The 26,137-nt window shown below is 72.4% G+C and carries 21 protein-coding genes and 1 pseudogene; 7 read left to right on the top strand and 15 right to left on the bottom strand.

What is annotated here, in order from left to right:
* Position 1 precedes the first annotated feature (1 nt).
* Positions 2-466, bottom strand: a complete 465-nt coding sequence (locus ABZ477_RS13285; protein ID WP_360133663.1) for a MarR family transcriptional regulator — start codon at positions 464-466, stop codon at positions 2-4.
* A gap of 99 nt (positions 467-565) precedes the next feature.
* Between ABZ477_RS13285 and ABZ477_RS13290 the strand changes: the two genes are divergently transcribed.
* Together ABZ477_RS13290 and ABZ477_RS13295 are read left to right on the top strand one after the other, a co-directional pair.
* A complete protein-coding gene (locus ABZ477_RS13290) occupies positions 566-1,414 on the top strand; it encodes an alpha/beta hydrolase (protein ID WP_360133666.1) in 849 nt (282 codons plus the stop codon).
* Positions 1,415-1,579: 165 nt separating this feature from the next.
* Positions 1,580-3,148 carry a glycoside hydrolase family 6 protein gene (locus ABZ477_RS13295; protein ID WP_360133669.1) on the top strand — a complete coding sequence of 523 codons (1,569 nt, stop codon included), beginning with the start codon at positions 1,580-1,582 and terminating at the stop codon, positions 3,146-3,148.
* 100 nt (positions 3,149-3,248) lie between these two features.
* Here the strand turns inward: ABZ477_RS13295 and ABZ477_RS13300 are convergent, their stop codons facing one another.
* Positions 3,249-4,823: a DEAD/DEAH box helicase gene (locus ABZ477_RS13300; RefSeq protein WP_360133672.1), complete on the bottom strand. Its 1,575-nt coding sequence runs from the start codon at positions 4,821-4,823 to the stop codon at positions 3,249-3,251.
* Between the two features lie 254 nt (positions 4,824-5,077).
* Between ABZ477_RS13300 and ABZ477_RS13305 the strand changes: the two genes are divergently transcribed.
* Positions 5,078-6,127 (top strand): lipoate--protein ligase family protein, encoded by a 1,050-nt coding sequence (locus ABZ477_RS13305; RefSeq protein WP_360133675.1) that lies wholly within the window; start codon positions 5,078-5,080, stop codon positions 6,125-6,127.
* Positions 6,106-7,092, top strand: a complete 987-nt coding sequence (locus tag ABZ477_RS13310) for a site-specific DNA-methyltransferase (RefSeq protein WP_360133678.1) — start codon at positions 6,106-6,108, stop codon at positions 7,090-7,092. Before ABZ477_RS13305 ends, ABZ477_RS13310 begins: the two co-directional genes overlap by 22 nt.
* Positions 7,093-7,177: 85 nt before the next feature.
* Here ABZ477_RS13310 and ABZ477_RS13315 read toward each other — a convergent pair whose 3' ends face one another.
* From ABZ477_RS13315 to galT, 4 genes are all read right to left on the bottom strand, one after another.
* Positions 7,178-8,704 carry a carboxylesterase family protein gene (locus ABZ477_RS13315; RefSeq protein ID WP_360133681.1) on the bottom strand — a complete coding sequence of 509 codons (1,527 nt, stop codon included), beginning with the start codon at positions 8,702-8,704 and terminating at the stop codon, positions 7,178-7,180.
* A 245-nt stretch (positions 8,705-8,949) separates the two neighbouring features.
* The gene (locus tag ABZ477_RS13320) at positions 8,950-9,786 is read right to left on the bottom strand and encodes an alpha/beta hydrolase (RefSeq protein ID WP_360133683.1); all 837 of its coding nucleotides are present in this window, start codon (positions 9,784-9,786) and stop codon (positions 8,950-8,952) included.
* Between the two features lie 317 nt (positions 9,787-10,103).
* Positions 10,104-11,273: a galactokinase gene (galK, locus tag ABZ477_RS13325; protein ID WP_360133686.1), complete on the bottom strand. Its 1,170-nt coding sequence runs from the start codon at positions 11,271-11,273 to the stop codon at positions 10,104-10,106.
* Complete coding sequence (gene galT / locus ABZ477_RS13330) at positions 11,270-12,430, bottom strand: galactose-1-phosphate uridylyltransferase (protein ID WP_360133941.1); 1,161 nt, start codon at positions 12,428-12,430, stop codon at positions 11,270-11,272. Before galT ends, galK begins: the two co-directional genes overlap by 4 nt.
* Positions 12,431-12,490: 60 nt before the next feature.
* Between galT and ABZ477_RS13335 the strand changes: the two genes are divergently transcribed.
* Entirely contained in the window at positions 12,491-13,480 is a 990-nt protein-coding gene (locus tag ABZ477_RS13335) for a LacI family DNA-binding transcriptional regulator (protein WP_360133689.1), read from the top strand.
* A gap of 203 nt (positions 13,481-13,683) precedes the next feature.
* Here ABZ477_RS13335 and galE read toward each other — a convergent pair whose 3' ends face one another.
* The gene (gene galE, locus ABZ477_RS13340; RefSeq protein WP_360133693.1) at positions 13,684-14,661 is read right to left on the bottom strand and encodes a UDP-glucose 4-epimerase GalE; all 978 of its coding nucleotides are present in this window, start codon (positions 14,659-14,661) and stop codon (positions 13,684-13,686) included.
* Positions 14,662-14,969: 308 nt separating this feature from the next.
* On the opposite strand from galE, the gene ABZ477_RS13345 reads away from it, so the two are divergent.
* Positions 14,970-15,980 (top strand): LacI family DNA-binding transcriptional regulator, encoded by a 1,011-nt coding sequence (locus tag ABZ477_RS13345; protein ID WP_360133696.1) that lies wholly within the window; start codon positions 14,970-14,972, stop codon positions 15,978-15,980.
* Between the two features lie 338 nt (positions 15,981-16,318).
* Here the strand turns inward: ABZ477_RS13345 and ABZ477_RS13350 are convergent, their stop codons facing one another.
* The 6 genes and pseudogenes from ABZ477_RS13350 to ABZ477_RS13375 all read right to left on the bottom strand — a co-directional run bounded on the left by ABZ477_RS13350 (position 16,319) and on the right by ABZ477_RS13375 (position 23,581).
* On the bottom strand, positions 16,319-17,791 hold the full coding sequence (locus ABZ477_RS13350) for an aldehyde dehydrogenase (NADP(+)) (RefSeq protein ID WP_360133699.1): 1,473 nt from the start codon (positions 17,789-17,791) through the stop codon (positions 16,319-16,321).
* 121 nt (positions 17,792-17,912) lie between these two features.
* A complete protein-coding gene (locus ABZ477_RS13355) occupies positions 17,913-18,989 on the bottom strand; it encodes a mandelate racemase/muconate lactonizing enzyme family protein (RefSeq protein WP_360133702.1) in 1,077 nt (358 codons plus the stop codon).
* Positions 18,986-19,918, bottom strand: coding sequence for a 5-dehydro-4-deoxyglucarate dehydratase (locus ABZ477_RS13360; protein ID WP_360133705.1), 933 nt, complete (start codon positions 19,916-19,918; stop codon positions 18,986-18,988). The genes ABZ477_RS13355 and ABZ477_RS13360 overlap by 4 nt, the downstream gene beginning before the upstream one ends.
* A 269-nt stretch (positions 19,919-20,187) precedes the next feature.
* Positions 20,188-21,081 (bottom strand): annotated as a pseudogene (locus ABZ477_RS13365) (NAD(P)-dependent oxidoreductase); the annotation flags it as partial.
* Positions 21,078-22,412, bottom strand: a complete 1,335-nt coding sequence (locus ABZ477_RS13370; protein WP_360133708.1) for a Gfo/Idh/MocA family oxidoreductase — start codon at positions 22,410-22,412, stop codon at positions 21,078-21,080. The pseudogene ABZ477_RS13365 and the gene ABZ477_RS13370, both read right to left, overlap by 4 nt.
* Before the next feature lie 164 nt (positions 22,413-22,576).
* Positions 22,577-23,581: a LacI family DNA-binding transcriptional regulator gene (locus ABZ477_RS13375; RefSeq protein ID WP_360133710.1), complete on the bottom strand. Its 1,005-nt coding sequence runs from the start codon at positions 23,579-23,581 to the stop codon at positions 22,577-22,579.
* Positions 23,582-23,755: 174 nt separating this feature from the next.
* Between ABZ477_RS13375 and ABZ477_RS13380 the strand changes: the two genes are divergently transcribed.
* Entirely contained in the window at positions 23,756-24,718 is a 963-nt protein-coding gene (locus ABZ477_RS13380; RefSeq protein ID WP_360133944.1) for a M24 family metallopeptidase, read from the top strand.
* 205 nt (positions 24,719-24,923) lie between these two features.
* Here ABZ477_RS13380 and ABZ477_RS13385 read toward each other — a convergent pair whose 3' ends face one another.
* Positions 24,924-25,361: a hypothetical protein gene (locus tag ABZ477_RS13385; RefSeq protein WP_360133713.1), complete on the bottom strand. Its 438-nt coding sequence runs from the start codon at positions 25,359-25,361 to the stop codon at positions 24,924-24,926.
* Positions 25,362-25,431: 70 nt separating this feature from the next.
* The gene (locus ABZ477_RS13390) at positions 25,432-26,103 is read right to left on the bottom strand and encodes a rhamnogalacturonan acetylesterase (RefSeq protein WP_360133716.1); all 672 of its coding nucleotides are present in this window, start codon (positions 26,101-26,103) and stop codon (positions 25,432-25,434) included.
* Positions 26,104-26,137 lie beyond the last annotated feature (34 nt).

A 26,137-nucleotide genomic window follows, 5' to 3' on the forward strand; every position in this document is an offset into this window, starting at 1 on the left:
CTCACAGGCCCGCCACCTCCAGCATGACCTCGGCGGCCTGGCGCAGCAGCACGCGCTTGGCGGGAGGCAGTTCGCCGAGCACCCCCTCGAGCCACGCGTCGCGGCGACGCGCCGTCTCTTCCACGACGCCGCGGCCGGCATCCGTCACGGCGATGTTCACCTTGCGACGGTCGACGTCGTCGGGGGTGCGGGTGAGGTACCCCGACTCCTCGAGGCAGTTGACGGTGCGGTTCATGGAGGGCGCGGACACGCGCTCGCGCTCGGCGAGGTCGCCGAGCGTGTGAGGGCCGTGGATCTTGAGGGTCGCGAGGACGGCGAACTGGGCGTCGCTCATCGAGTCGACGGCGCGCTCCGCACGGAGGCGGCGGGCGAGCCGGAATGTGGCGATCCGGACTTCGGATGCTTCGGCGGCGAGGTCTTCGGTGGCGTTTTCGGTGTCTGTGTCAGGGCTCGCGGAAGTCGTCATCAGAACCGTTAGCCTAGCTCATTAGCTTTGCTAAGTAAAGCGCGTGGAGGCTGTCGTCGACGCCGGACTCCGGCATCCCACGGCTCTAGACTCGTGCGCATGCCCGAGTTCACCGATGCGCACGGCATCGCGATCGTCTACGACGTCCACCCCGCGAAGACCTCGCCGCGCGCGGTCGTCCAGCTCGTGCACGGCGTGGGGGAGCACTCCGGGAGGTACGCGGCGCTGATCGAGGCGCTGACCTCGAACGGGTACAGCGTCTACGCCGGCGACCTGCGCGGGCACGGGCGCACCGGCATGAAGCAGCACGGCGACGACGTCGAGAAGCTCGGGCGTCTCGGTCCGGGCGGCGTCGCCGCGACGCTCGCCGCAGTCTGGCACCTGTCCCAGGTCGCCCGCGAGGAGAACCCCGGGCTGCCACTGGTCGTCCTCGGGCACTCGGGCGGCTCGTTTCTCACCCAGAAGCTCATCAATGAGCACTCGGACGGGTTCGACGGCTTCATCCTGTCGGGGTCGGCCCTGCGCATGCCCGGGTGGCTCCGCACGGGGGGCCACAACAAGCCCTGGGACTCGGACACCTCGACCGGGGTCGAGTGGCTGGCCTCCGATCCGGCGGTCGGCGCGGCGTTCCTCGACGATCCGCTGACGACCGACAAGTCGCCCCTCGAGCTCTTCGGTCCCATCGAGGTCATGAAGATCATGGGCATGCCGCGCAAGAACCTGCATGACCTCCCTCTCCTCCTCCTGGTCGGGCGCGACGACACCGTCGGTGGCCCGCGGAGCGTCCACAAGCTCGCCGACACCTACCGCACTCGGTCTGGTCTGACCGACATCACGACGCTCGTCTACCCCGGCGCGCGCCACGAGATCTTCAACGAGGTCATGCAGGCCGACGTCCGCGCCGACGTCCTCGCGTGGCTCGACAAGAGGTTCCCCGCACGCGACTGAGCGCCCTTGCGGTGTGTTCGAGACGGGATGCTGTTACCCGGCCATTGACGCCGCCCCCGAAGTGGGGCCATTCTGGCTGTTAGCGAAGTTGTGGGAGCGCTCCCACGCCTCGCATGGCCGTCCGCGACGATGCGGCCGGAGTCGACGATGACCCCCTGGAGCGACATGACCACATCTCGAGCCCGGCGTGCCCTTGCGGCCGTCGGCGCCGCCACGGCCCTGGCCGCGGCATCCTTCATCGCCATCACGCCGGCGCACGCCGACGAGCCGGGACTTGCCGGCGCCGACCTGTTCGTCAATCCGTTCAGCACGACCCTGGAGGCCGCGCAGGCGCTCGGCGGACAGGCGCGTGACGACGCGCAGCTGCTGGGCAGCATCCCGTCCGCCGAGTGGTTCACGAAGGGCACGCCGGAAGAGGTCGAGGCGGCGGCCCGCCTGTACGTCGACCGCGCGACCGAGGCGGGTGCGATGCCCGTGCTCGTCGCGTACAACCTGCCCTTCCGCGACTGCGCGCAGTACTCGGCGGGCGGTGCCACCTCGACCGCCGAGTACGAGGCGTGGATCGACGCCTTCGCGGCGGGGATCGGCGATCGGCCGGCGACGGTGATCCTCGAGCCGGACGGGCTCGGCATCATCCCCTGGTACACGACCTTCGAGGGCACCGCCGAGTGGTGCAAGCCCGCCGAGGCCGACCCCGCGACGGCCGCGAGCGACCGATTCGCGCAGCTCAACCACGCCGTCGACGCGCTCGGATCGCTCGCGGCGACCTCGGTCTACCTGGACGGCACGCACAGTGGCTGGCTCAACGTCGGCGACATCACCGACCGGCTGCTCAAGGCCGGAGTCGAGAGGGCGGACGGCTTCTACCTCAACGCCTCGAACTACAACTACACGCCGAACCTCACGTTCTACGGCTCGTGGATCTCGTCGTGCATCGCGCTGGTCACCGAGAAGGGCGCAGGCCCCGGCAGCTGCCCCAACCAGTACTGGAACGGCTGGGCGGGCAGCAACTGGCAGGGCGTCGCGCTGTCGAACTACGGCGAGTGGACGCTGGGCAACCCCGACCCCGCGCTGGACGCGACGGGGCCGACGCAGCGGTTCGCCGACGCGCTCGGCGGGACCGACCCGACGACGCACTTCGTCATCGACACGAGCCGGAACGGCGTGGGCCCGTGGGACGCCCCGGACGGCGTCTATTCCGACCCCGAGGACTGGTGCAACCCGCCGGCCCGCGGCCTCGGCGCCCGCCCCACGACGGAGACGGGCGTCGCGTTGCTCGACGCGTACCTGTGGATCAAGGTCCCGGGCGAGTCGGACGGCAAGTGCTACCGCGGCACGGGCGGACCGCTCGACCCCGAGCGCGGCATCGAAGACCCCGCGGCCGGGCAGTGGTTCGCCGAGCAGGCGCGTGAGCTCATCGAGTTCGCCGAGCCGGGCCTCGCGGCGCTGCACTGCCACGTGTCGTGGGATGCGACGGGCTCGGGCAAGGCCGCGGCCGCGCGGGTTCGGGTCGATGGGGCAGACGGCCCGTGGGCCGTGTGGTTCTGGTGGTCGGCCGATCAGAAGGCGACGAAGGCCACGCACGCGAAGGTCTCTCAGACCGGCCACATCGCGTCTGTCGCGGGTTCGGGCTCGAAGCCGGGCAACGCGCCCGACACGGTGCTGAGCGTCAAGGGCGCGGCCGAGCAGCCGTGGATCTTCTGGCTCGACGGGCAGGCCTGCACGTCCGACTGACCGCGGCGGGAGCGGGCTCATCCCCCCGCCCGCTCCCTCCGCCGCTCGCGCCCGGCCCTTGAGCGAGAAGTTGTCTCGCGGGAAGAGGGATGCTGTGCGCTCAGCCTCGTGCGCGACGGTTGGGCGTACGGGCTCCGCGGATCTCCGCGACCGTGCTGCCCGTCGTGAAGCGCGGGCGCGCCGGCTGGTCCTGGCGCTTGGCCTGACCCTGCGTCGAGCCGCCCTGCGTGCGGGCCTGCGCGGAGCGCTGGCCACGGCCCTGACCGGCGGGCTGGCCGTCGCGGCCCCGGCCTGCGGACTGAACGCCGCGGCCCTGACCGGCGGGCTGGCCGCCGCGAGCCTGCGCGGTGCTCGCCTGGCCGTCGCGGCCGGGCTGGGCGGCGCCGCCGGACTTACCGCGGCGACGGCCCGAGCCGCCGCCCGGGTTGGAGCCCGCGGGCTTGTTGGCGGGCTTCGCGGCCGTGCGATGCGCGGGCGCGGCCGACGGCGCGACGTGCGGGGCGGGGTCGCCCACGAGGTCGGAGACGGACGTGTGCGCGGCCGTGACAGGCTCGAGCGCGGCCGAGACCTTCGCCTTGCGCAGCAGGTCCTTGACCTCGCCGCGCTGTGCGTCGAGCGCGACCGTCACGACGACGCCCTCCGCGCCGGCGCGGGCCGTGCGCCCCGAGCGGTGCAGATACGCCTTGTGCTCGACGGGCGGGTCGACGTGGACCACGAGCTCGACCTCGTCGACGTGCACCCCGCGGGCTGCGACATCCGTCGCCACGAGGACGCGCACACCGCCGTCCTCGACGGGAGCGCCGAAGGCGGCGAGGTTGCGCTCGCGCGCGTTCTGCCCGAGGTTGCCGTGCAGGTCGACGGCCGGGATGCCCGAGGCCGTGAGCTGCTTCGCGAGCTTCTTGGCCTGGTGCTTCGTGCGCGTGAAGAGGATGCGGCGTCCGCGGCCCGACGCGAGGTGACGCACGAGCGCCGTCTTCTCGTCCGTGCCGGCGACGATGAAGACGCGGTGCGTCATCACGCCCTGCGGAACGCTGGCCTCGTCCACCTCGTGGAGCACCTCATCGCGCAGGAACCGCTTGACGAGCACGTCGACACCGCGGTCGAGCGTCGCGCTGAACAGCATCCGCTGCCCGCCCTGCGGGGTCGCGGCGAGGATGCGCGTGACGCCCGGGAGGAAGCCGAGGTCGGCCATGTGGTCGGCTTCGTCGAGCACCGAGATCTCGACGGCGCTGAGGTCGACGAGCTTCTGCTTCATGAGGTCCTCGAGGCGGCCGGGGCACGCCACGACGATGTCGACGCCGGCGCGCAGCGCCTGCTCCTGCGGCTTCTGGCTCACGCCGCCGAAGATCGTGGTGACGGTCAGACCCGTAGCCTGGGCCAGCGGCGCGATCGTCGCGGCGATCTGCGTCGCGAGCTCGCGGGTCGGCGCCAGGACGAGACCGCGGGGGCGTCCGGGCGTGCGGCGGGCCGCATTCTTGCCCGACAGGCGCGCGACGAGGGGGAGGGAGAAGGCGATCGTCTTGCCCGAGCCCGTGCGGCCGCGGCCGAGGACGTCGCGGCCCGCGAGGGCGTCGGGGAGGGTGTCGCGCTGGATTGCGAACGGCTCGGTCTTGCCGTCGGCCGCGAGGACCGCGGCGAGGTTCTCGGGCACGCCGAGTTCGAGGAAGGAGGGCATGGAGATGCTTTCGTGAAGGCGCACGCGCGCAGGTCTGTGCTGCGGTGCGGAGGAGGGGCGACGGCGCGGGTTCGCGCATCGGTTCGCCGATCGCCCTTCGACAAGCTCAGGAACCGTGTCCGGGCGGGGAGGCCCGGATCAAGACGTCGACGCAGCAGCTCGGGAGCCGCGCATCCAACCTAGCAGGCCCGGGTGACAGCATCCTGAACCGCCTCCGGCGTCCGCGACCCGACCCCGCTGAATAGGCTGTGGGGATGCACGGCGAATACAAGGTGCCCGGCGGAAAGCTCGTCGTCGTCGACCTCGAGGTGCGCGACGGGCGCATCGCCGACTTCCACCTCGCGGGCGACTTCTTCCTCGAGCCCGATGACGCCCTCCTCGACATCGACGCCGCCGTCAACGGCCTGCCCCAGGAGGCGGATGTCGCGACCATCGCGGGCGCCGTGCGTGCGGCTCTTCCCGACGGCGCGCAGCTGCTCGGCTTCACGCCGGAGTCGGTGGGCACGGCCATCCGCCGCGCGCTCGTGACAGCCCCCGGCTGGCGCGACTTCGAGTGGGAGATCGTGCACGACAAGCCCGTCTCGCCGCGCATGAACCTCGCGCTGGACGAGGTCCTGACGGGCCGCGTCGGCGAAGGCCGCCGCACGCCGACGCTGCGGCTGTGGGAGTGGAACGAGTCCGCCGTCGTCATCGGCTCGTTCCAGTCGTACCGGAACGAGGTCGACCCCGAGGGCGCCGCGCGGCACGGGTTCGACGTCGTGCGCCGCATCTCGGGCGGGGGCGCCATGCTCATGGCGGCGAACTCGATCGTGACGTACTCGCTGTACGTGCCGGCATCCCTCGTCTCGGGCATGACGTTCGCGGACTCGTACGCGTTCCTCGACGACTGGGTGCTGCAGGCGCTGCGCGCACTCGGCATCGACGCGACCTACCAGCCCCTCAACGACATCGCGAGCCCTCAGGGCAAGATCGGCGGGGCCGCCCAGAAGCGCCTCGCCAACGGCGGAGTCCTGCACCACGCGACCCTCAGCTACGACATGGACGGCCAGGTGATGACCGAGGTGCTGCGCATCGGCCGCGAGAAGCTCAGCGACAAGGGCACGGCGTCGGCGGCCAAGCGCGTCGATCCGCTGCGCCGGCAGACCGGCCTGCCCCGCGAGGCCGTCATCGAGAAGCTCAAAGAGACATTCACGACCCTGTACGGCGCGACGCCGGGGCACATCACGGAGGACGAGTACGCCGAGGCGGAGGCCCTCGTCGCGTCCAAGTTCGCGACGGACGCGTGGCTGCACCGCGTGCCGTGACCGACCCGGTCGTTCCCGGCCGGGTCGAGATCCACGAGGGCGACAACCTCGGGATCATCCGCGGCTTCGCCGACGAGTCCTTCACGCTCATCTACCTCGACCCGCCGTTCAACACGGGTCGGCCTCAGTCGAAGGCCCTCGAGACGGCCCGCTCCGCCGCATCCCCACTCGCCCCTCCTCATTCCGCGAGACTGCACCCGAGCACCGAGACAGCTGCAGAGGAACGCAGTCTCGGCGCCCCGATGCAGTCTCGCGGACAGATCGGGGAGGGGAGGGGGGATGCTGTCGTCCGGCGCGGGTTCCACGGGCGCGAGTACGAGCGGCTGCGCGGAGACCTGCGCGCGTACGACGACCGGTTCGACGACTATTGGGGCTTCCTGGAGCCGCGCCTGGCCGAGGCATGGCGGCTGCTCGCGCCCGACGGCACGCTCTACCTCCACCTCGACTACCGCGAGGCGCACTACGCCAAGGTCCTGATGGACGCGCTGTTCGGACGCGAGCGGTTCCTCAACGAGCTCATCTGGGCCTACGACTACGGCGCCAAGACGCGCAAGCGCTGGCCGACGAAGCACGACACGATCCTCGTGTACGTCAAGGATCCGCAGCGGTACTGGTTCGACTCGGATGCTGTCGACCGCGAGCCGTACATGGCTCCGGGCCTCGTCACACCCGAGAAGGCCGAGCGCGGCAAGCTCCCGACGGACGTGTGGTGGCACACCATCGTTCCGACGACGGGCCGCGAGAAGACGGGGTATCCGACGCAGAAGCCGGAGGGGATCCTCCGCCGCATCATCCAGGCCTCGACGCGGCCCGGCGACCGCGTGCTGGACTTCTTCGCGGGCAGCGGCACGACGGGCGCCGTCGCGTCGGCGCTCGGCCGCGACGCCGTCCTCGTCGACGCGAACCCCGAGGCGATCGCCGTCATGCGGTCCCGGATGCCGCACGCCGAGGTCCTCGAGGCCTGACGCCGGCCTCTCGCGAGACTTCACGAATGGGGGTCGACACGCCGAACCGGGCCCCGTTCGTGAAGTCTCGCGCGTGGCGGGCAGGTCAGAGGAGCGGGCGGACGCTCGCGTAGCCGTCGGGGTCGACCTCGGGCTTCGTCGGGTCGCCGCCGAAGATCCGCGTCCGGCCGCCGGACCAGCTCGTCCAGCCCGGATCGGCCTCGCGGATGAACGCAGCCGCCGCGCCGTGCAGCGCCGCGGCCAGGGCTCGGGGCGGGTCGTCGCCCGCGATGGCCGCGACGTGCGGCTCGTCCAGGCAGTCGAACCAGAACGGCACGTCGAGGCAGTGCAGCGCCCACGTGCGCGTGGGCGACGGCCAGGCGAAGCGGTAGGCCCAGGTCGGGGCGGCCGCCGGATCGAGTGCGCCCGAACCGCGCCTGTCGAGATCATCCGCACGTGCCTCGGCGACGCGGACGACCCCCGTGCGGAAGACCCGGTCGCTCACGAGCCGGCCGACGAGCGCGGCCGTGCCCTTTCTGCGCTGCGCCGGATTCGCGGCGAGATACGCGCGCCTCACTTCGCGGGAAAGGCCGAGCCAACGCAGGGCGGGGGATGCCGGCACGAACCGCATGCGGCCCTTCGCGCGGTCCATGATCATCGTGAACTCGTCGTCGGTCGTGCCGAGGACGAGCGGCTTGTCCGCGCCGACGCCCGCCCGGATCGACTCCAGGGTCGGCTGGGCGAGCAGATCCCCGTCGATAGCCGGGGCCCATGCGAGCCCGTCCGCGAGCACCGAGCGCACGCCCGAGCGCGGATTCTGGAAGTCGTGCGCCGCCGCCGCGTCCTGCAGCGCGTGCAGGCGGTCCTCGGGCACCGACGCGAAACCCTCCCGGGTGGGCGGGACCCCTGCGAGATTCGCGAGCTTGGCCGAGAGCGTCCGGGCGCGCTCTGCCGTGACATCGCCGAGCGCGGGGGAGAGCGCCCACACGGCGTGGAAGAGGTGCTGGGCCGCCGGCATGCCGAGCAGGGTCAGGACGGCGTCGCCGCCCGCCGACTGGCCGGCGATCGTGACGCGGCCGGGGTCGCCGCCGAACGCCGCGATGTTCGCCTGCACCCACTCGAGGGCGGCGAGCTGGTCGCGCACTCCGCGGTTGCTCGGGGCGCCCGCGATGTGCCCGAAGCCGTCGAACCCGAGGCGGTACGACACCGTGACCGTCACGATGCCGTCGCGGTTGAACGCGCGGCCGTCGTACCAGGGGCTCGCGGGGGACCCCGCGACGTAGCCGCCGCCGTGGATGTAGACGAGGACGGGGAGCGCAGCATCCCGCTCTCCCGGCCGCGGGGTGAAGACGTTGACGTTGAGCGTCCCATCGCCGGGCACCGACGGCTCGGGGATGAGCGTGATGCCGGTGTCGCCGCGCTGCGCCGTCGCGCCGTACTCGAGCGCGTCGCGGACGCCGTCCCACGGCTCGGGCGGCACCGGCGCGCCGAACCGCAGCTCGCCGATGGGGGCCCGGGCGAACGGGATGCCGAGGAACGCGGCCGATGCCCCGGGCGCGCCGGGCTCGCCGCGCCAGAACCCGCGGACCTCGCCCGGCCCGATCCGGACGACGGGACCGGCGGGCTTAGACATCCGCGGCGTCTTTCGCGGAGGGTGCTCTTCGTGACATGAGTCGAGTAAACCGAATGCCGTCGGCCGGCGCGAAGTCGGCGGCTCGGGGTGACGGGGTGGCGGATGCCGCGGCACGCGCTGTGCCGCGGCATCCGTCTCCTCCCGTCGCCTTGACGGAGGGAGGCGATCCGAGGAGCGGAGGCCGGATCCCGCGGAAGCGTCCTCCGCCCGCCAGGTCTCCTCCCCTCATCCCGCGCAGCGGAGGATCAGCCCTTCACGAAGGCGAGCAGGTGCTCGTTGACCTCGTCGGCGTGGGTCAGCAGCAGGCCGTGCGGCGCGCCCTCGATCTCGACGTAGGTCGCGTCGGGCAGCAGGTCCTTGAAGCGGCGGGCCGTGACGTCGATCGGCAGGATGTTGTCGGCCGTGCCATGCAGGATGAGCGTCGGCACGTCGACCTTGGGGATGTCGGCCCGGAAGTCCGTGGGCCACGTGAGCGGCGCGGCCGCGAGCGCGACGTTCCCTGCGTGGTTGGCGACCTGGATGCTGGCATCCAGCGCCTCCTGCGAGACCCGCGATCCGAGATTCTCGTCGAGGTTGTAGAAGTCCTTGTAGAAGCCGGAAAGGAACGCCCAGCGGTCCTTCGCGACCGAGGCCGCGATGCCGTCGAAGAACTCCTGCGGGCCGGCGCCCTCGGGATTGTCGTCCGTCTTGAGCAGGTACGGTTCCAGCGAGCCGAGGAACGCGGCCTTCGCGACGCGCGCACTGCCATAGGTCGAGAGGTAGCGGGCGATCTCGCCCGTGCCCATCGAGAACCCGACGAGGATGACGTCCTGGAGGTCGAGCTGGGTCAGCAGCTTGTCGAGGTCGGCGGCGAAGGTGTCGTAGTCATAGCCCGTTCCGGCCTTCGTCGACGCGCCGAAGCCCCGCCTGTCGTACGCGATGACGCGGAATCCGGCGTCCAGGAGCGCGGCGGCCTGCCTGCCCCACGATTCGCCGTTGAGCGGGAAGCCGTGGATGAGCACGACGGGCTGCCCCGACCCCTGGTCGGTGTAGAAGAGCTTGATGTCGACCGAGTTCTCGGTTCCGACGGTGATGTGCGACACGTTCTTCCTCTTCCGCCGAGAGTCCGGATGCCTCGGCCCGGACTCGACGATAGGAGCGACCCTCGCCGCCACGCCAGGGGTTGCGGCGAGGGTTACGGCATGCGACACCCGCCTGTTCATCGGTCCACGAGCGTGTCGAGTGCTGGAGGGCTCGAGGTCCGCGGATGACGGATGACTCGGTACGGTGTGCGCCGGGGCATCCGATCCTCCGCTCGCCGAGGTGGCGGGAGGGGATCCGAGGAGGGGAGGACGACTTCGGCGGAACAGTCCTCCGCCGGTCTGTTGCCCTCCGCTCGCGCGCCGAGAGGGGCGCGAGGTCAGGAGTCGCGGCGCGCGCCTTCGGACGGTGTGACGGTGAAGATGTGCGGAGCGTGGAAACCGGATGCTGTGAACGCGGAGGTGACAGCATCCCGCACCGCCTCGGCACGGTCATGGGCGACCAGGGCGATCGCGGCGCCGCCGAAGCCGCCGCCGGTCATGCGCGCGCCGACCGCTCCCGCCGACAGCGCCGCCTCGACGGCCGTGTCGAGCTCGGGCACGGAGATCTCGAAGTCATCGCGCATCGACGCGTGAGAGGCGACGAGGAGGTCGCCGATCGCCTCGGGGCCCTGTTCGCGGAGCGTCCGGACGGTGTCGAGCACGCGCTGATCCTCCGTCACGACGTGGCGGACGCGGCGGAACGTCACGTCGTCGAGGAGCTCCTCGGCGCGCGGCAGGTCGTCCACCGTGAGGTCGCGCAGCGCCGGCACGCCCATCGTCGAGGCGCCCAGCTCGCACGAGGCGCGGCGCTCGCGGTAGCCGCCCGTCGAGTGCGAGTGCTTGACCTGCGTGTCGATCACGAGCAGCTCGAGGCCCGCGGCGGCGAAGCCGAGGTCGACGACCTCGGCGTCGAGCGAGCGGCAGTCGAGGAAGATCGCGGCGTCGGCGCGGCCGAGCATCGACGTCATCTGGTCCATGATGCCGGTCGGGGCTCCGACGGCTTCGTTCTCTGCTGTGCGGCCGATCTGCGCGAGTGCGACGCGGTCGAGCCCGAGTCCCCACGTGTCGTTGAGCGCCGAGGCGACGGCGCCTTCGATCGCAGCCGACGACGAGAGCCCGGCGCCCACCGGGACGTCGGACGCGATCGCGAGGTCGACACCGGTGGTGACAGCATCCCGACCCTGCAGGAGAGCCCACGCGACCCCGAGCGGATAGGTCGCCCACTCCGGGACCTCGTCGCGCAGCGCGGGGAACACGAGGTCGGACAGCGCGACCTCCACGACCTCGGAGTCGAACGTCGACGCGACGCGGATGCGGTCGTCGGCGCGCGTCCCGAGCGCGACGAACGTGCGGTGCTCGATCGCGAAGGGGAAGACGAAGCCGTCGTTGTAGTCGGTGTGCTCGCCGATGAGGTTGACGCGGCCGGGTGACGACCAGACGCCGGCGGGCTCGGCGCCCGTCAGCTCGGTGAAGAGCGCTCGGGCGGAGGCTTCGGGGGTGGTGCTCACAGGGATACTCCTTCGACGGCCTCGCGCAGTCGCGCGGCCGCGGTCTCGGGGGGAACGTCGCCGATCCAGGCGCCCATGGCGGCCTCGGATCCGGCGAGGAACTTCAGCTTGTCGGCGGCACGGCGCGGGCTCGTGAGCTCGAGATGCATCCTGACCGTGTCGCGGCCCACGTGCACGGGGGCCTGGTGCCACGCCGCGATGTAGGGCGTGGGGCTGTCGTAGAGGGCGTCGACGCCGCGGAGGAGCCGCAGGTAGAGCGGTGCGAGCTCGTCGCGCTCGGCATCCGTGGTCTCCGTGAAGTCCGCGACATGACGGTGCGGCAGCAGGTGCACCTCGAGGGGCCAGCGGGCCGCGAACGGCACGAAGGCGGTCCAGTGCTCGCCTTGCAGGATGACGCGCTCCGAGTCGCGCTCGAAGTCGAGGATGCGCTGGAACAGGTCGGGCGCGGTCCGGTCGATCGAGTCGAGCAGTCGCGTCGTGCGCGGCGTGATGTACGGGTAGGCGTAGATCTGCCCGTGCGGGTGGGGGAGCGTGACGCCGATCGCCTCGCCGCGGTTCTCGAACGGGAACACCTGCTCGACGCCGGGGAGCGCCGACAGGGCCGCCGTGCGGTCGGCCCACGCTTCGATGACGGTCCGGGCGCGCGTGATCGACTGGGTGCCGAACGAGCCCGCGTGCTCGGGGCTGAAGCACACGACCTCGCAGCGCCCGACACTCGTCCGGGTGCGGCCGAGGCCGAGCGCCTCGAGGTCGTCGAGGCCGCGCGGCGGGTTGACGCCCTCCGGCGCGCCCTCGTGCGCGTAGGCGAGAGCCGGGCCGAACGACGGCGATTTGTTCTCGAACACGGCGACGTCGTAGAGCGACGGGATCTCGCTCGGATTCGTCGGCGTCTGCGGCGACAGCGGGTCGAGCTCGGCCGGCGGCAGGAAGGCGCGGTTCTGGCGCGCGGCGGCGACCGAGATCCAGTCGCCGGTCAGGATGTCGAGGCGCATCGTCGCGGTCTCGGGGCGGGGGTCGAGCGTGCGGGCGTCGACGCCGCGCTCATCGCCGAGCGTCGTGCCCGGGTCGTCGTAGTAGATGAGCTCGCGCCCGTCGGCCAGCCGCGTCGAGCGCTTGACCACTCCGGCGCCGAGCGACTCGGGTGCTGCCTGTGTCATGTTCACGTCAACACGGTAGCAAGCGTCTGTGTTATCGTCAACATGGAATCGGGAGGGAAGATGGCGGCGCGCAGAGTGTCGATGGCGGATGTCGCGGCGCTCGCGGGCGTCTCGGGCCAGACCGTCTCGCGCGTCGTCAACGACAGCCCGCGCGTCGACCCCGCGACGCGGGCGAAGGTCGAGTCCGCGATGGCCCGCCTCGGCTACCGCCCGCACCGGGCCGCCCGCGCGCTGCGGACGGGTCGCACCCAGACCATCGGCCTCGTCGCCTCGACCCTCGCAACGGTCGGCAACTCCCGCATGCTCCAGGCGGTCGCCGATGCCGCAGCATCCCGCGGCTACGCCCTCGTCGTCGTGACCCTCGGCCACGGCTCCGACGTCGCGGCCGCGTTCGACCGCCTGCACGACCAGGGCGTCGATGGAGCGATCGTGCTCAACGAGGCCACGGATCTGGTCCGGGATGCCGAGACCCCCGCCGACCTCGCGCTCGTCGTCGTCGACTCGCCGCGCGACGAGCGCTTCGGCGTCGTCGTCACCGACCATGCCGGTGGCGCCCGTGCCGCGACGGAGCATCTCCTGGGCCTCGGCCACGCGACGGTGCACCACGTCGCGGGCCCGCCTGCGTCCTTCGCCGCGGCGGAGCGCGAGCGCGGCTGGCGCGAGGCGCTCGCCGGCGCCGGGATCGACGCGCCGGACGTGGCTCGCGGAGACTGGACGGCAGCATCCGGAGCCTTCGCGGGAGCCGCACTCGCCGTGGACCGGTCGGTCACGGCGGTGTTCGCCGCGAACGACCAGATGGCGCTGGGCGTGCTGCGGACCTTCGCCGAGAGCGGCCGGCCCGCGCCCGACGCCGTGAGCGTCGTCGGGTTCGACGACGTCGCGGACGCCGCGGACTACCGCCCGCCGCTCACGACCGTTCGGCAGGACTTCGACGCCCTCGGTGAGCGGGCCCTCGAGCGGCTCGTGGCCGCGATCGAGGATGCCGCCGAGCCGGCGTACGACGTCATCCCGGCGCGGCTCGTCGTGCGCGCCAGCACCGCGCCGCGCTGACGCCGGTCATCCTGGCTGGCCCGCGCCTCGAGGACGACTAGGGAGTTCGGGGTCGCATATGGCGGCTATCTGGTCGGGGATCCAGCCATTCGCGTCCCCGATCTCGCGGGGTGCGGCGATTCGGGGTCGCACATGGCTGCCACCTGGCGGGGGAGGCACCCATTCGCGTCCCCCATTCGCGGGCGAAGGCCCGAACCGCCGCGTCAACTCGCGCCGCGCCGCGCCTCCCAGCCGGTGCGGACCATCTCGTCGACGGAGTAGCGGTTCGCCCAGTCGAGGTCGCGGGCGGCGAGCTCGCCTGCCGCGACGATGCGGTCGGGGTCGCCGGGGCGGCGCGGGCCGATCTCGGGCGTGAAGTCGATGCCCGTGACGCGGGCCATGGCGTCCATGATCTGCTTGACCGACAGGCCGTTCTGCGAGCCGAGGTTGTACGCGGCCTCGATCGGCTGGCCCGCCGCGAGGCGCTGGGCCGCGACGACGTGGGCGGCGGCGATGTCGGCGACATGGACGTAGTCGCGGACGTTCGTGCCGTCCTCGGTGTCGTAGTCGTCGCCGTTGATCCTTGGGGTGCGGCCCTCGATGAGCGCCTCGAACACGAGCGGGAAGAGGTTGTGCGGGCTCGTGTCGTAGACGGTGGGGTCGCCCGAGCCGACGACGTTGAAGTACCGCAGCGAGGTGTGGCGGAGCGGATGCTGCGACCCGGCCGTCGCTGTGGCCTGATCGCGGATGAGCCACTCGCCGATGAGCTTCGACTCGCCGTAAGGCGAGGCGGGGCGCTTGGGCAGGTCCTCGGTCACGAGCGGAACGTCCGGCGTGCCGTAGACGGCCGCGGACGAAGAGAACACGATGTTCGCGACATCCGCCGCGTGCATCGCCTCGAGGACGACGCGCGTGCCCTCGACGTTCTGCGAGTACGTGTGCAGCGGGCGCTGCACCGAGACGCCCGCGTACTTGTAGCCCGCGACGTGGATGACGCCCTCGACGTCGTGGTCGCGCAGCGTCGACTCGACGAGGTCGCGGTCGAGGATCGTGCCGCGCACGAACGGGACGTCCTCGGGGACGAACCCGGCGTGGCCGCTGGAGAGGTCGTCGATGACGACAGGCGCGAGGCCGGCCGAGGCGAGCGCGCGCACGACGTGCGCTCCGATATAGCCGGCACCGCCGGTCACAAGCCAGGTCATGCACCCATTGTGCCGGGTGCCCGCGTGGCGCTCGAACCGCGGGTCGCCCGGTCCGGTGGTCGCAGATCCACGCGGAGCCCCGCCATCCCGTGGATCCGCGCCAACTCGACGGCTCCTGCGGCGGGGACTGCGGCGTCCGCCGGATTCGGGTGTCGCGGATCCATGCGGAACCCCGGCATCCCGTGGATCTCAGACGACTCAACGGCTGGCGCACGGGGCGCGGCGTGCGCCGCGAGGCGTGGCGGGGGCGGATGCCGCGCGCGGAGGCGGTACGCTGTAAAACGTTTCACGACCCCAGGGGGCACGGAATGAAGCGGGTGGGCATCCGGGATGTCGCTCGGCACGCGGGTGTGTCGATGAGCTCGGTCTCGAACGCGCTCAACAAGCCCGAGCGGGTCAGCGACGAGATCGTGCAACGCGTCAGAACGGCCGTCGACGAGCTCGGGTACGTCCCGCTGCAGGCCGCCCAGCAGCTGCGCATCGGCCGCAGCGGCCTGCTCGGCATGACCGTCATCAACATCACCAACCCCTTCTTCGCCGATCTCGTGAGCGGTGCGGAGGATGCAGCGGGCGCGGGCGTCCGAGTCCTCGTCGGCAACAGCGACGACGACGAGGACAAGGAGCGCGAGTACTTCCGCCTCTTCGAGCGCGTGCAGGTCGAGGGGGCGCTCGTCTCCCCGTTCGGCGAGGCGGGTGAGCGCCTCGCGCGGCAGCTGGCGCGCAGCATCCCGGTGGTGCTCGTCGATCGCGTCGACGACGAGGGCGTCCTCGACTCGGTGTCGTTCGACGACGTCGCGGGCGGGCGCATGGCCGCCGAGCACCTCATCTCGCTCGGCCGGACGCGCCTGACGTTCCTCGGCGCACGCGAAGAGGTTCGGCAGGTCCGCGAGCGACTCGAGGGCGTGCGGCAGGCCGTCGAGGCGCATCCCCGCGTGAGCCTCGACCTCATGTGGAGCCACCGGACCACCTCGGAGCGCGGCATCGCGATGGGCGCGCGCATCGCCGAGCTGCCCGAGGACGAGCGACCGGACGGCGTCGTGACGACCAACGACCACCTCGCGTGCGGTGTCGTCCACGGCCTGCTGCGCGCGGGGGTGCGCGTGCCGGAGGACGTCGCCGTCGTCGGCTACGACGACATCGAGTTCGCCGCCGTCGCTGCGGTCCCCCTCACTTCCGTGCGCCAGCCCGCGCGCGACATGGGCCGCGCGGCGGGAGTGCGGCTCATGCAGCTCATCTCGGGCGAGGCGCAGGCGTCGGGCCACGCGATCCGGTTCGAGCCCGAGCTCTCGGTGCGCGCCTCGACCGTCGGGTACCGCTGACCCCGGGAGCTCGGGCTCTGCTTGCCGGCCCCGGGCTCAAGCCGGAGCTCGGATCCCCCGCATCCGAGATGCCAGAAGTTCTGGCCTCTCGACGTCGAAGTGCCAGAACTTCTGGCGAACGGATGCCGGAGCCCGGCCGAGCCGGAGCCCGCGGCCGCGCTGGCCCGAGCCGGAGCTCGGATCCCAGCATCCGAGATGCCAGAAGTTCTGGCCTCTCGACGTCGAAGTGCCAGAACTTCTGGCGAACGGATGCCGGAGCCCGGCCGAGCCGGAGCCCCAGTCCACCCAGGACCAGAGCCCCGGTCCACCCAGGACCAGAGCCCCAGCCCGCTCGGACCTCAGGGCACCCGGAGCACGCCGTTCCGCCGGTGCGGCAGCCGCGCGAGCGCGGCGTCGCGGAGCACCTCCGGCAGGAACGCCTCGGGCGCGTCCTGGAAGACGACGGGGCGGAGGAACCGACGGATCGCCGTCGCCCCGACCGAGGTGTGCAGCGATGTCGTCGCGGGCCACGGGCCGCCGTGGTGCTGCGACCAGGTCACGGCGACGCCGGTCGGCCAGCCGGCGAAGAGGACCCGGCCGGCCTTGCGCTGCAGCACCTCGAGGATGTCCGCGACGTCGTCGCCGGGCTCGGAGTGCAGCGTCGCCGTGAGGCTCCCCGGGACCGCCTCGAGCGCGCGGCGCAGGTCCTCCGGCCCGTCGTAGCGCACGAGGAGCGTGACCGGCCCGAAGCACTCCTCGAGGAGCGCGTGCGGGCGGTCGGCGACGGCTGCGGCATCCGTCGCCAGGACGACGGGCTGGGCGATGTCGGCTCCCGGGGCGGACGGTGTGCCGGTCACGACCTCGACCGACGCGTCGCCCAGGAGCCGGTCGACGCCCTCGGGGAAGGCCGCCGTGATGCGGTCGGTCAAGAGCGGACCGCCGACCGCCGCACCGGCGCGCTCGGCGACGAGCGCCTCGAACCCCGCGCCGCGCGGCACGAAGACCGCGCCGGGCTTCGTGCAGAACTGCCCGACACCGAGCGTGAACGACCCCGCGAGGCCCTTCGCGAGCTCGCCGCCGCGTGCCGCGACGGCCGCGGGCGTGACCACGACGGGGTTGACACTGCCGAGCTCGCCGTAGAACGGGATGGGGTCGGGCCGGGCGTTCGCCAGGTCGAAGAGGGCGCGACCGCCGCCGAGCGATCCCGTGAATCCCGCGGCCTGGACGACGGGATGCTGCACGAGCGCGTTGCCCGCATCCCTCCCCTCGACGAGCGAGAGCGAGCCGGCCGGGGCCCCCGCGGCCTCCAGGGCCGCCGCGACGATCTCGGCCGTGCGGCGCGAGAGCTCGGGATGCCCCGAGTGCGCCTTCACGACGACGGGACAGCCGGCCGCGAGGGCCGAGGCCGTGTCTCCGCCCGCGACGGAGAACGCGAACGGGAAGTTCGAGGCCGAGAACACCGCGACCGGCCCGACCGGGACGAGCAGGCGCCGCAGCTCGGGCCGCGGCGGGGTCGCCGAGGCGTCGCCGTCGTCGACCGTCAGCTCGAGGTAGGAGCCCTCCTCGACGACCGACGCGAAGAGGCGCAGCTGGCCCGACGTCCGCCCGACCTCGCCGCGCAGCCGGACGGGTCCGAGGCGCGTCTCGCGGTCGGCGATCTCGACGAGCTCGTCGATCGCGGCGTCGAGCGCGTCGGCCGCGGCGCGCAGCCACGCCGCGCGCTCGTCCGCGCTCGACGCGTGCCACACGGGAGCGGCGGATGCCGCGTCCCGCACGATCTCGTCGAGTTCCTCGCGCGTCGTGGTCATGGCGGTCGCTGTCGTGCTCGTCATGTCGGTCCTTTCTCAGTGCCCGCCGTCCACTCGCGAGAACGCGCGTATGTCATCAAATCGGCCCATTCTGAGGACATAAGGGCGTTCTCGCGGGGCAGGGTCGGGTCGTCAGGGGGTGAGATCAGCGGAAGCGGATGCCGAGGCCGGCGTGCGGGACGAGCGTCAGCCGCCCGTCGGCGATCGCGACGGGGGAGGGGTAGGAGAGCGCGCCGAGCGCGCCGAACCCGGCATCCTCGACGTCCTCGGCCAGGGGCGCGGCGACGCCCGGCACGGCCGGGAGGGTCAGGGCGAGCTGCCCCGAAAGCTCGGAGAGGAGATGCGGATGCAGCGGCACGCTGTACTCGGCCGCGAGATCGGCGATCCGCAGGAACGGCGTGATGCCCCCGACCCGCACGATGTTGGGCTGCACGATGTGCGCCGCACCGGCCTGCAGGAAGTCGCGGAACCGGTGCACCGTGTGCAGGTTCTCGCCGACCGCGATCGGCACGTCGATGCGGCGCGCGAGCGCCGTGTAGCCCGCGAGGTCGTCGGCCCGCAGGGGCTCCTCGATCCAACCCAGGTCGAACTCGGACAGCACCTCGACCGAGCGCACGGCCTGCTCGAGGTGCCACCGCTGGTTGGCGTCGATCATGAGGCCGCGGTCCGGCCCGAGCAGCTCGCGCACGGCACGGACGCGCTCGACATCCTCCGCCAGGTCGGGCTTGCCCACCTTGATCTTGACCGCCCGGAAGCCCGCGTCGATCCACCGCTGCACCTGGGCGAGCAGGTCCTCGAGCGGGTAGTGCAGGTTGACTCCGCTGCCGTACGCCTCGACCCAGTCGCGCTCGCGGCCCAGGTGGTCGGTGATCGAGCGTCCGGCGGCGCGGGAGGCAGCATCCCACAGCGCCAGATCGAGTCCCGCGAGGCCGATCGTCGTGACGCCGCCGCCGCCGGCCTCGTGCACGTGCGTCCACACCGCGTCCCAGAGCTCGGACGGGTCCGCCGTCCGCCCCGCCGCGAAGGGCCCGATGTCGTGGTTCAGGTGCGCGAGGACGGCTTCGGCGCCGATCTGGGGCGTCCACGAGAATCCCCAGCCTTCCGCTCCGTCGGAGCGCACGACGTGCGTCGCGATGACTCCGACGCTCGTGACGTCCGAGGCCCACGGGCGCGTGAGCGGCACGCGCACGAGGCGTGCGTCGAAGGACTCGATCGTGGTCATGGCAGCGCGGGCTCCGCGACCGCGATGGTCGACACGAGCGCGCGTCCCGCCTCGAGGATCGCGGCGAGCTGCTCCTCCTGCGCGGGAGTGGGGTCGACCAGCGGCGGACGGACCCCGCCGACCGGCAGACCGCCCAGGCGCAGGCCGGCCTTGACGAGTGACACGCCGAAGCCCGGCGTCTCGTCGCGCAGACGCACGAGCGGCGTGTAGAAGCCGTCAAGCAGCTCGAGGCGGCGGTCCTCGTCGCCGTCGACGTACGCGCGGTAGTACGCGTTGGCGATCTCGGGCGCCATCGCGAACGCGGCGGACGAGTACAGCGGGATGCCGATCCCTCGGTACGCGGCCTGCGTGAGCTCGGCCGTCAGGAGGCCGTTGAAGAACGCGAGGTCGTGACGGCCTGTCTCCGCGACGGCGCGCACGATGAGCTGCGCCGTCCCGATGTCGCCGACGCCGTCCTTGAATCCGACCACCTTGGGGTTCGCGGCGAGGCGGCGGACAGCATCCACCGAATACTGTGCCGTGCCGCGGTGGTACACGACGACGGGGAGCGGGGATGCCTCGGCGATCGCCTCGACATACGCGACGAGCCCCGGCTGCGGGCCGCTCACGAGGTAGGGCGGCAGGACGAGCAGGGCGTCGGCGCCCGCATCGGCAGCGGAGCGGGCGACCTCGAGCGCGTGCCCGAGGGGTCCACCGGCACCTGCGACGACGGGAACGCGGCCGCCGACCGCGGCGATGGCCGTCCGCACGACAGTCGCCACTTCGGTCGCCGACAGAGCGTGGAACTCGCCCGTCCCGCACGCGGGGAAGACCCCGCCCGGGGCGTGCGCGAGCGACCCGGAGAGGTGCTGCTCGAGGACGTCGGTGTCGACGCGGACCTGCGCGTCGAACGGGGTCACCGGGAAGAAGAGAATGCCGTCGAAGTCCACGCCGACGACTCCTTTCGTGCGTCGAGAGCGGCCGCGGGTTCGAGCCCGCGCGCCGGAGGGTCGGTCGGTGCGAGGCCAGGTGCCGCGGTGGGGGCGAGGGCGACCGCGGGCTTGAGCCCGGGTGCCGGAGGGTCGGTCGGTGCGAGGCCAGGTGCCGCGGCGCGCTCGACCCCGGCCACCCCGGTGGCCCCGGATACCGCGGCGCGCTCGACCCCGGCCACCCCGGTGGCCCCGGGTGCCGCGGTGGGCGCGAGTCCGGGCTCCGCGGTGGGCTCGAGCTCCGAGCGCCAGCCGTGCCGGGGCCGCCAGCCGAGGAGGCGGCGGGCCTTCGCGTTCGAGAAGGCGGGGGAGGTGCCGGTGAGGACGGATGCCGCGTCCTGCGTCCCGGGATGGAACCGCGGGATCAGCTCGGCGAGCGGCTCGCGTGCGAGCGCGTCGTCGGCGCCGACGAAGAACACCTCGCCGTTCGGGATGTCGGGGAGTGCCGCGAGCAGCGTGTCGGCGAAGGTCGCGACATCCCGCGCGTCGACGTAGTTGAACACCGCCGGGGCCGACAGCGCCGGATCGTCGAGGCGCTCGCGGACCGTGTGGCCCTGCTGCGTCGGGGCGCCGGCCCACTCCTCGGGGGCGATGACGTAGCAGGGGCGGAACGCGGCGAAGCGGACAGCATCCCCCGTCTGGCGGGCGAGCATCGCGATCGTCTGCTCGATCACGAGCTTCGACAGCGCGTAGGCGTTCCACGGCCGTGGCGGGGTGTCCTCGTCGAGCGGGAACCGGTCGGGGACCCACCCCGTCGGCGCGCCGTAGCCGAGCACCGTCGGGCTCGACGCGGCGACGATCTTCGGGATGCCGGCGGCGACGGCCCCGCCGAGGACCGAGATCGCCAGGCCCGCGTTGGCACGCATGATGACGTCCTCGGGAGCGCTGAACGGCACGGCGATCGCGGCAAGGTGGATGACCGCGTCGGCCCGGGCGTCCGCGAGTGCGCGAGTGGCAGCATCCGCGTCCGCGAGGTCGACCGCGACCTGCTCGGCGCCCAGGAGCTCGGAAGCGTCCGAGATCGCGCGATCGAGCGACACGAGCTCGTGCCCGGCAGCGGTCAGCCCCGCGACGAGACTCCGGCCGAGACGCCCTGCTCCGCCCGTCACGACGACGCGGCTCACACGCGTGCCCTTTCGAGGAGCGGGATGCCGAGCTCGGCGACCTCGACGGGAAGGCCCGTCTCGAGGGATCGGTTGCCGGCGATCCCCACCGCGATCGACTGCACGCCGTCGCGCCAGTCGGCGGGGCGGGCGAGCGGGTCGTCGCCGGGGCCGACGAACACGTCGGAGAGCAGGAGCGCGTCGCCGCCGCCGTGGCCGCCCGCCGTGCTGTGGATCGGAACCTCGACGGCAGCTCCCCAGTGCCGCTGCAGGAGGAGCCGCTCGCCCTCGGGGCGCAGCGATCCCGACGTGCCGGCGTCGGACGCGCTCGGGTCGAGGACGGGGTGCAGGCCCTCGTCGGCGAGGACGGCGCCGCGCTCCACGACGTCCAGCTCGACGCGGCCCTCCGTGCCGTTGACGGCGACGCGGTACCCCTCCCACGGGGCGTGCGCGTTGAGCGAGTAGCTGAGGGTCGCGCCCGAGGCGTAGTCGACGACGAGCGCGAGGTTGTCCTCGATCGTGATGCCTTCGCCGAAGACGTCGAGGTCGCGGCGGTATCCGTCGTGCTGCTCGGCGTCGAGGTAGAGGGCCTTCAGGCGCGCGTCGTCGCGCAGGTCGAGCTCGAACGCGTCGGCGCCGTCGTGCGTGCCGCGCTCGGGGCGGTTCCGGATGCCGCGTGCCTCGGCGTTCTCGGAGCCGTAGAAGCGCAGCCCGCCCGACGCGAAGACGCGGCGCGGCGTGGAGCGGATCCACCAGTTCACGAGATCGAAGTGGTGGCTCGCCTTGTGCACGAGCAGGCCGCCGGAGTTCTTCTTCTCGCGGTGCCAGCGACGGAAGTAGTCCGCGCCGTGCTTGGTGTCGAGCATCCAGGAGAAGTCGACCGACGTGACCTGTCCGATCAGGCCGTCCTGGATGACCTGGCGCAGCGCGCTGTTGCGCGGGGAGTAGCGGTAGTTGAAGGTCAGGACGACCTCGCGGCCCGTGCGCTCGACAGCATCCTCGATCGCCGCCGCACTCGGCGCGTCGATCGTGAGGGGCTTCTCGACGACGACGTCGGCGCCCGCCTCGAGCGCCCGCACGATCAGCGGCGCGTGCAGGTCGTCGCGCGCGCAGATAACGACGCGGTCGATCCGCTCGGTGCGGATCATCTCCTCGAGCCGGTCGGGGTGCCACGCCGTCGGCGCCTCGAGTCCGCGCTCGGTGACGCGGTCGATGTAGTACGCCGCGCGGACGGGGTTCGGCTCGCAGATCGCGACGAGAACGGCCCGCTCGGCGTACGTGTCGGTGATCGCGTCGACGTACATGCTCGCGCGGTGGCCCGCTCCGACGACGGCGTACCGGCGGTGGCTCATGGAGGCTCCTCACCCATCAGGAAGCGTTTTCAGGAAACGTTTTCTCGAGCGTAGCACGCGTGGTGCGCCGCCGTCATGGTGTGGTGCGACGGTTCGGCTTGGTGCAGATCCATGTCATCGGCGGGGATGCTGTCGATCCGCGACAACCGGGCCTGACGGAGGCGTCAGTCCGGCGCAGGCCCGGTGCTCGAGCGGAGCACGACCTCGGGGGTCAGTCGCACGGAGGCCGCGGCATCCTGTCCCGAGAGCGTCGCGTTCATCGCCTGCCATGCGAGCGCGCCCAGCTCCGCGGCGGGGACGGATGCTGTCGTCAGCGGCGGCGACGTGTACCGCGCGAAGGGGATGTCGTCGAAGCCCGTGACCGAGATGTCGGCGGGCACGCGCACGCCGCGGTCGGCGAGCGCCGACATGAGGCCCATCGCGACGAGGTCGTTGAACGCCAGGACGCCGGTCGCGCGGGTCGCGAGCACGGCGTCCGCGACGGATGCGCCGCTGTCGAAGTCGACGCCCGACGCGAGCTCGCTCAGCTCGACGTCGGGGTGCGCCGCGCGGAACTCGGCGAGTGCCGAGAGACGCGCCGAATTCGAGGCGCTGCGCGAGACGCCGGCCAGGTACACGAGTCGTCGGTGCCCGAGGTCGTGCAGATGCTCGGCGAGTGTGCGCAGGGCCGTCCCGTAGTCCGCCCCCACCGCCGGGACGGAGTCGTCGAGCAGCCGGTTGACGAGCACGACGGGCCCGACGAGGGGGAGGAGCGAGGCGAGATCCTCCCCAGGCATGCGCGGGGCGCACAGGATGAGGCCGTCCGTGCGGCGCCGGGTCTCGATCGCGAGGACGCGCTCCTCGTCGACCTGCTCGGCCGAGTCGGCGATGAGGACGTGGTAGCCGTCGGCCGCTGCGGCGCGGCTGAGGCCGCGCAGCACAGCCTGGAAGGTCGGGTTGCCGAGGTCCGGCACGACGACGGCGACCGTCTGCGTCCGGCCGAGCACGAGGCTGCGGGCGAGGGGGCTCGCAGTGTAGCCCAGCTCGGCGGCCGCGGTGCGGACCCGGTCGGCCAGCGCGGCGTCGACGCTCGGGTTGCCGTTCATGACCCGCGACACGGTCGACAGCGAGACGCCGGCGTGCCGGGCGACGTCGGTGATCTTCGCCTGCTTCGCGGATCCTCGCGCCACGACGCCTCCCGACTGTGCTGATCCCGCGGCGGATCCGCGGTCCTCGGATCCTTCGTCATACTAGGCGAGAAAGCGTTTTTTCGAGGAGGCGCCGTGCCGGGATCCGAAGCCGATCGCCGCGAGAAGCAGCACCGGATCGACGCCGTGCGGACAGCATCCGGAGCCGACGCCCTGCTGCTGATCTCGCACGAGGCCGTGTCCTGGTACCTCGAGGGCATCCGGTCGCACGTCTCGCTCGCCGGTCCGTCCGTCGCCGCGGTCCGCGTCGGTGCCGACGGCGACACGCTGTTCGTCGCCGACAACGAAGCCGACCGGCTCATCGCCGAGGAGCTCCTGCCGAGCGACGCCGATCGCGTCGTGCGCGTGCCGTGGCTCACGCCGCCCGCCGATGCCGCCGTCGCGGCGGGGCAGGCCGCGTCCGAGGCATCCGTCGCCGTCGCACTCCGGGCTGCGCGCGCGAGCCTGCTCCCCGCCGAACGCGACCGCTACCGCGCCCTCGGCCGCGAGGTCGCCGAGGCGATGACGGATGCCGCGGCCACCGCGCGCCCCGAGACCACCGAGCGCGCGCTCGCCGCGGAGCTCGCGACAGCCCTCGTCGCGCGCGGGATCGACCCGCTCGTGATCCTCGTGGCGGGACGGTCCCGGGTCGCCCATCGCCACCCTCTGCCGACGGATGCTGCGCTCGGCCCCCGCGCGATGCTCGTCGTGTGCGGACGCAGGCACGGGCTCATCGCCAACGCGACCCGCTGGATCGGCGCACCTGCGACGGGGGAGGACTCGATCCTTCAGGTGGAGTCCGCTTTCCTCGACGCGACACGGCCGGGTGCCCGGCTCGACGACGTGTTCGCGGCGGGGATCGCGGGATACGCGGCCGCCGGCTTCGACATCGACGAATGGCGCAGGCACCACCAGGGCGGCCCGACGGGCTACGCGGGTCGGGACCCGAGGGCGACGCCGGCGACGACCGACCTCGTGCAGGAGCATCACGCCTTCGCGTGGAACCCCAGCGCCCCCGGATTGAAGGTCGAGGACACCGTGCTCGTCTCGAGCGCCGGTGTCGACGTGCTGACGCTCGATCCGCGCTGGCCGACGGTGAGGGTGGGAGGCCTCGACCGTCCGGCTGTGCGGCCCTACTGAGGGCTGTCGTCGCGGGCTCGGTCGCCGAGCTCGACGCGGCGTCGATGTCGGGCCGTTGGGTGGACCTTGGTGTGACCGCCGCGCTCGGGTTCGACCCCTCGACAGGCTCGGGCACCGGAATTCCGGAGGCCGGTCCCAGGGTGCGCCGAACTCTTTGAGGCGTCGTAGTCGAGCCTGTCGATGCGCCGGTCGGGCCGCGGTCCGCCTAGACCGGGAGCTCGATCTCGGCCTCGCGCGGACCTCCGCAGCGCTCGTCGCCCCCGACCCGGACCCACTCGACCTCGAGACCGCCTTGGGTGACCGTCATCCCGTTCTTGTCGAGAAGTCGGTAGCCGATGACAGGCTGGCCCCCCGAGAAGACCGCCGTCCAACCCGTCGCACTGTCGCCTGTGATCTCGAAGACTCCGGTTTCGAGGACGGGCTCCGCCGTCGCACCGGGTGAGGCGATCTCGACGGGCTGCATCGGCGGACCGGGTTCGCATCCCTCTCCGTCGCACAGCTGCAGCGTCAAGCCGGGCTGCGGCTCTGCGAGGGTCACGTGCGCGACGCTCGTGTAGCCGATCGCGGGGCATGCGAATCCGATCGGAACGCAACCCGTGAGCGTCAGCAACGCCAGGACGGGGACGACGAGCACGGCGCGCATCCCGCCAGGGTAGGGCGCGGCCCAGCGCGACCGGCGAAGCGTTGCGAACCCGTGACCCGCCGCCGCGACGTCAGCTCACGAGGTCCGATCCGTGTGCGGGACCGTCGCCGTCCCTGCGGTCGATCGCGCGCAACGACCGCGCGACGAACGCCGCGATGCGCCGTGCGCCCTCGATCCGGAAGTGGGTGTCGTCGGCGAGGCCCTCGGGCCAGTCCGCGAACTCACCGGGCGCAAAGTGCGAGAGCAGGCTCCGGGATGCCTCGGGCCCGAGGTCCTCGTACAGCCACGTCGTGAACACCGTCAGGTCGATGAGCGGCACATCGAGCTCGTGCGCGAGGTCGCGCACGGAGTTGGGGAAGTCGCCGTGGGTCGGTGTGATCCGGTCGCCGTCGAACCACCGGCGCTCGGCCGAGGTGCAGAGGACTGCCGTCGCGCCGCGGGCTCCGGCATCCGCTGCCATGCGGCGCAGCCGCTCCGCGTAGCCGCCGCGCGACGCGAGCCCCGGAATCTTCTGGTCGTTGTGGCCGAACTGCAGGACGACGGTGTCGCCGGGTGCGACCCCGGCGAGCAGGGCCTCCCACCTCTCAGTCTCGAGGAACGACTCAGTCGTCGCGCCGCCGAACGCCAGATTGCGCACGGGCTCCTCGACGAAGCGGGCGAGCTCGCCGCCCCACCCCGACATCGGATACTCGCCCGGCTTGGCATCCGCGACCGTCGAGTCGCCGGCGAGGTGGTAGGTCATGGGGGCCTCCGCGAAATCTCTCCGGCCGGACGAG

The organism is Microbacterium sp. NPDC019599 (assembly GCF_040632175.1).
Classification (GTDB): domain Bacteria; phylum Actinomycetota; class Actinomycetes; order Actinomycetales; family Microbacteriaceae; genus Microbacterium.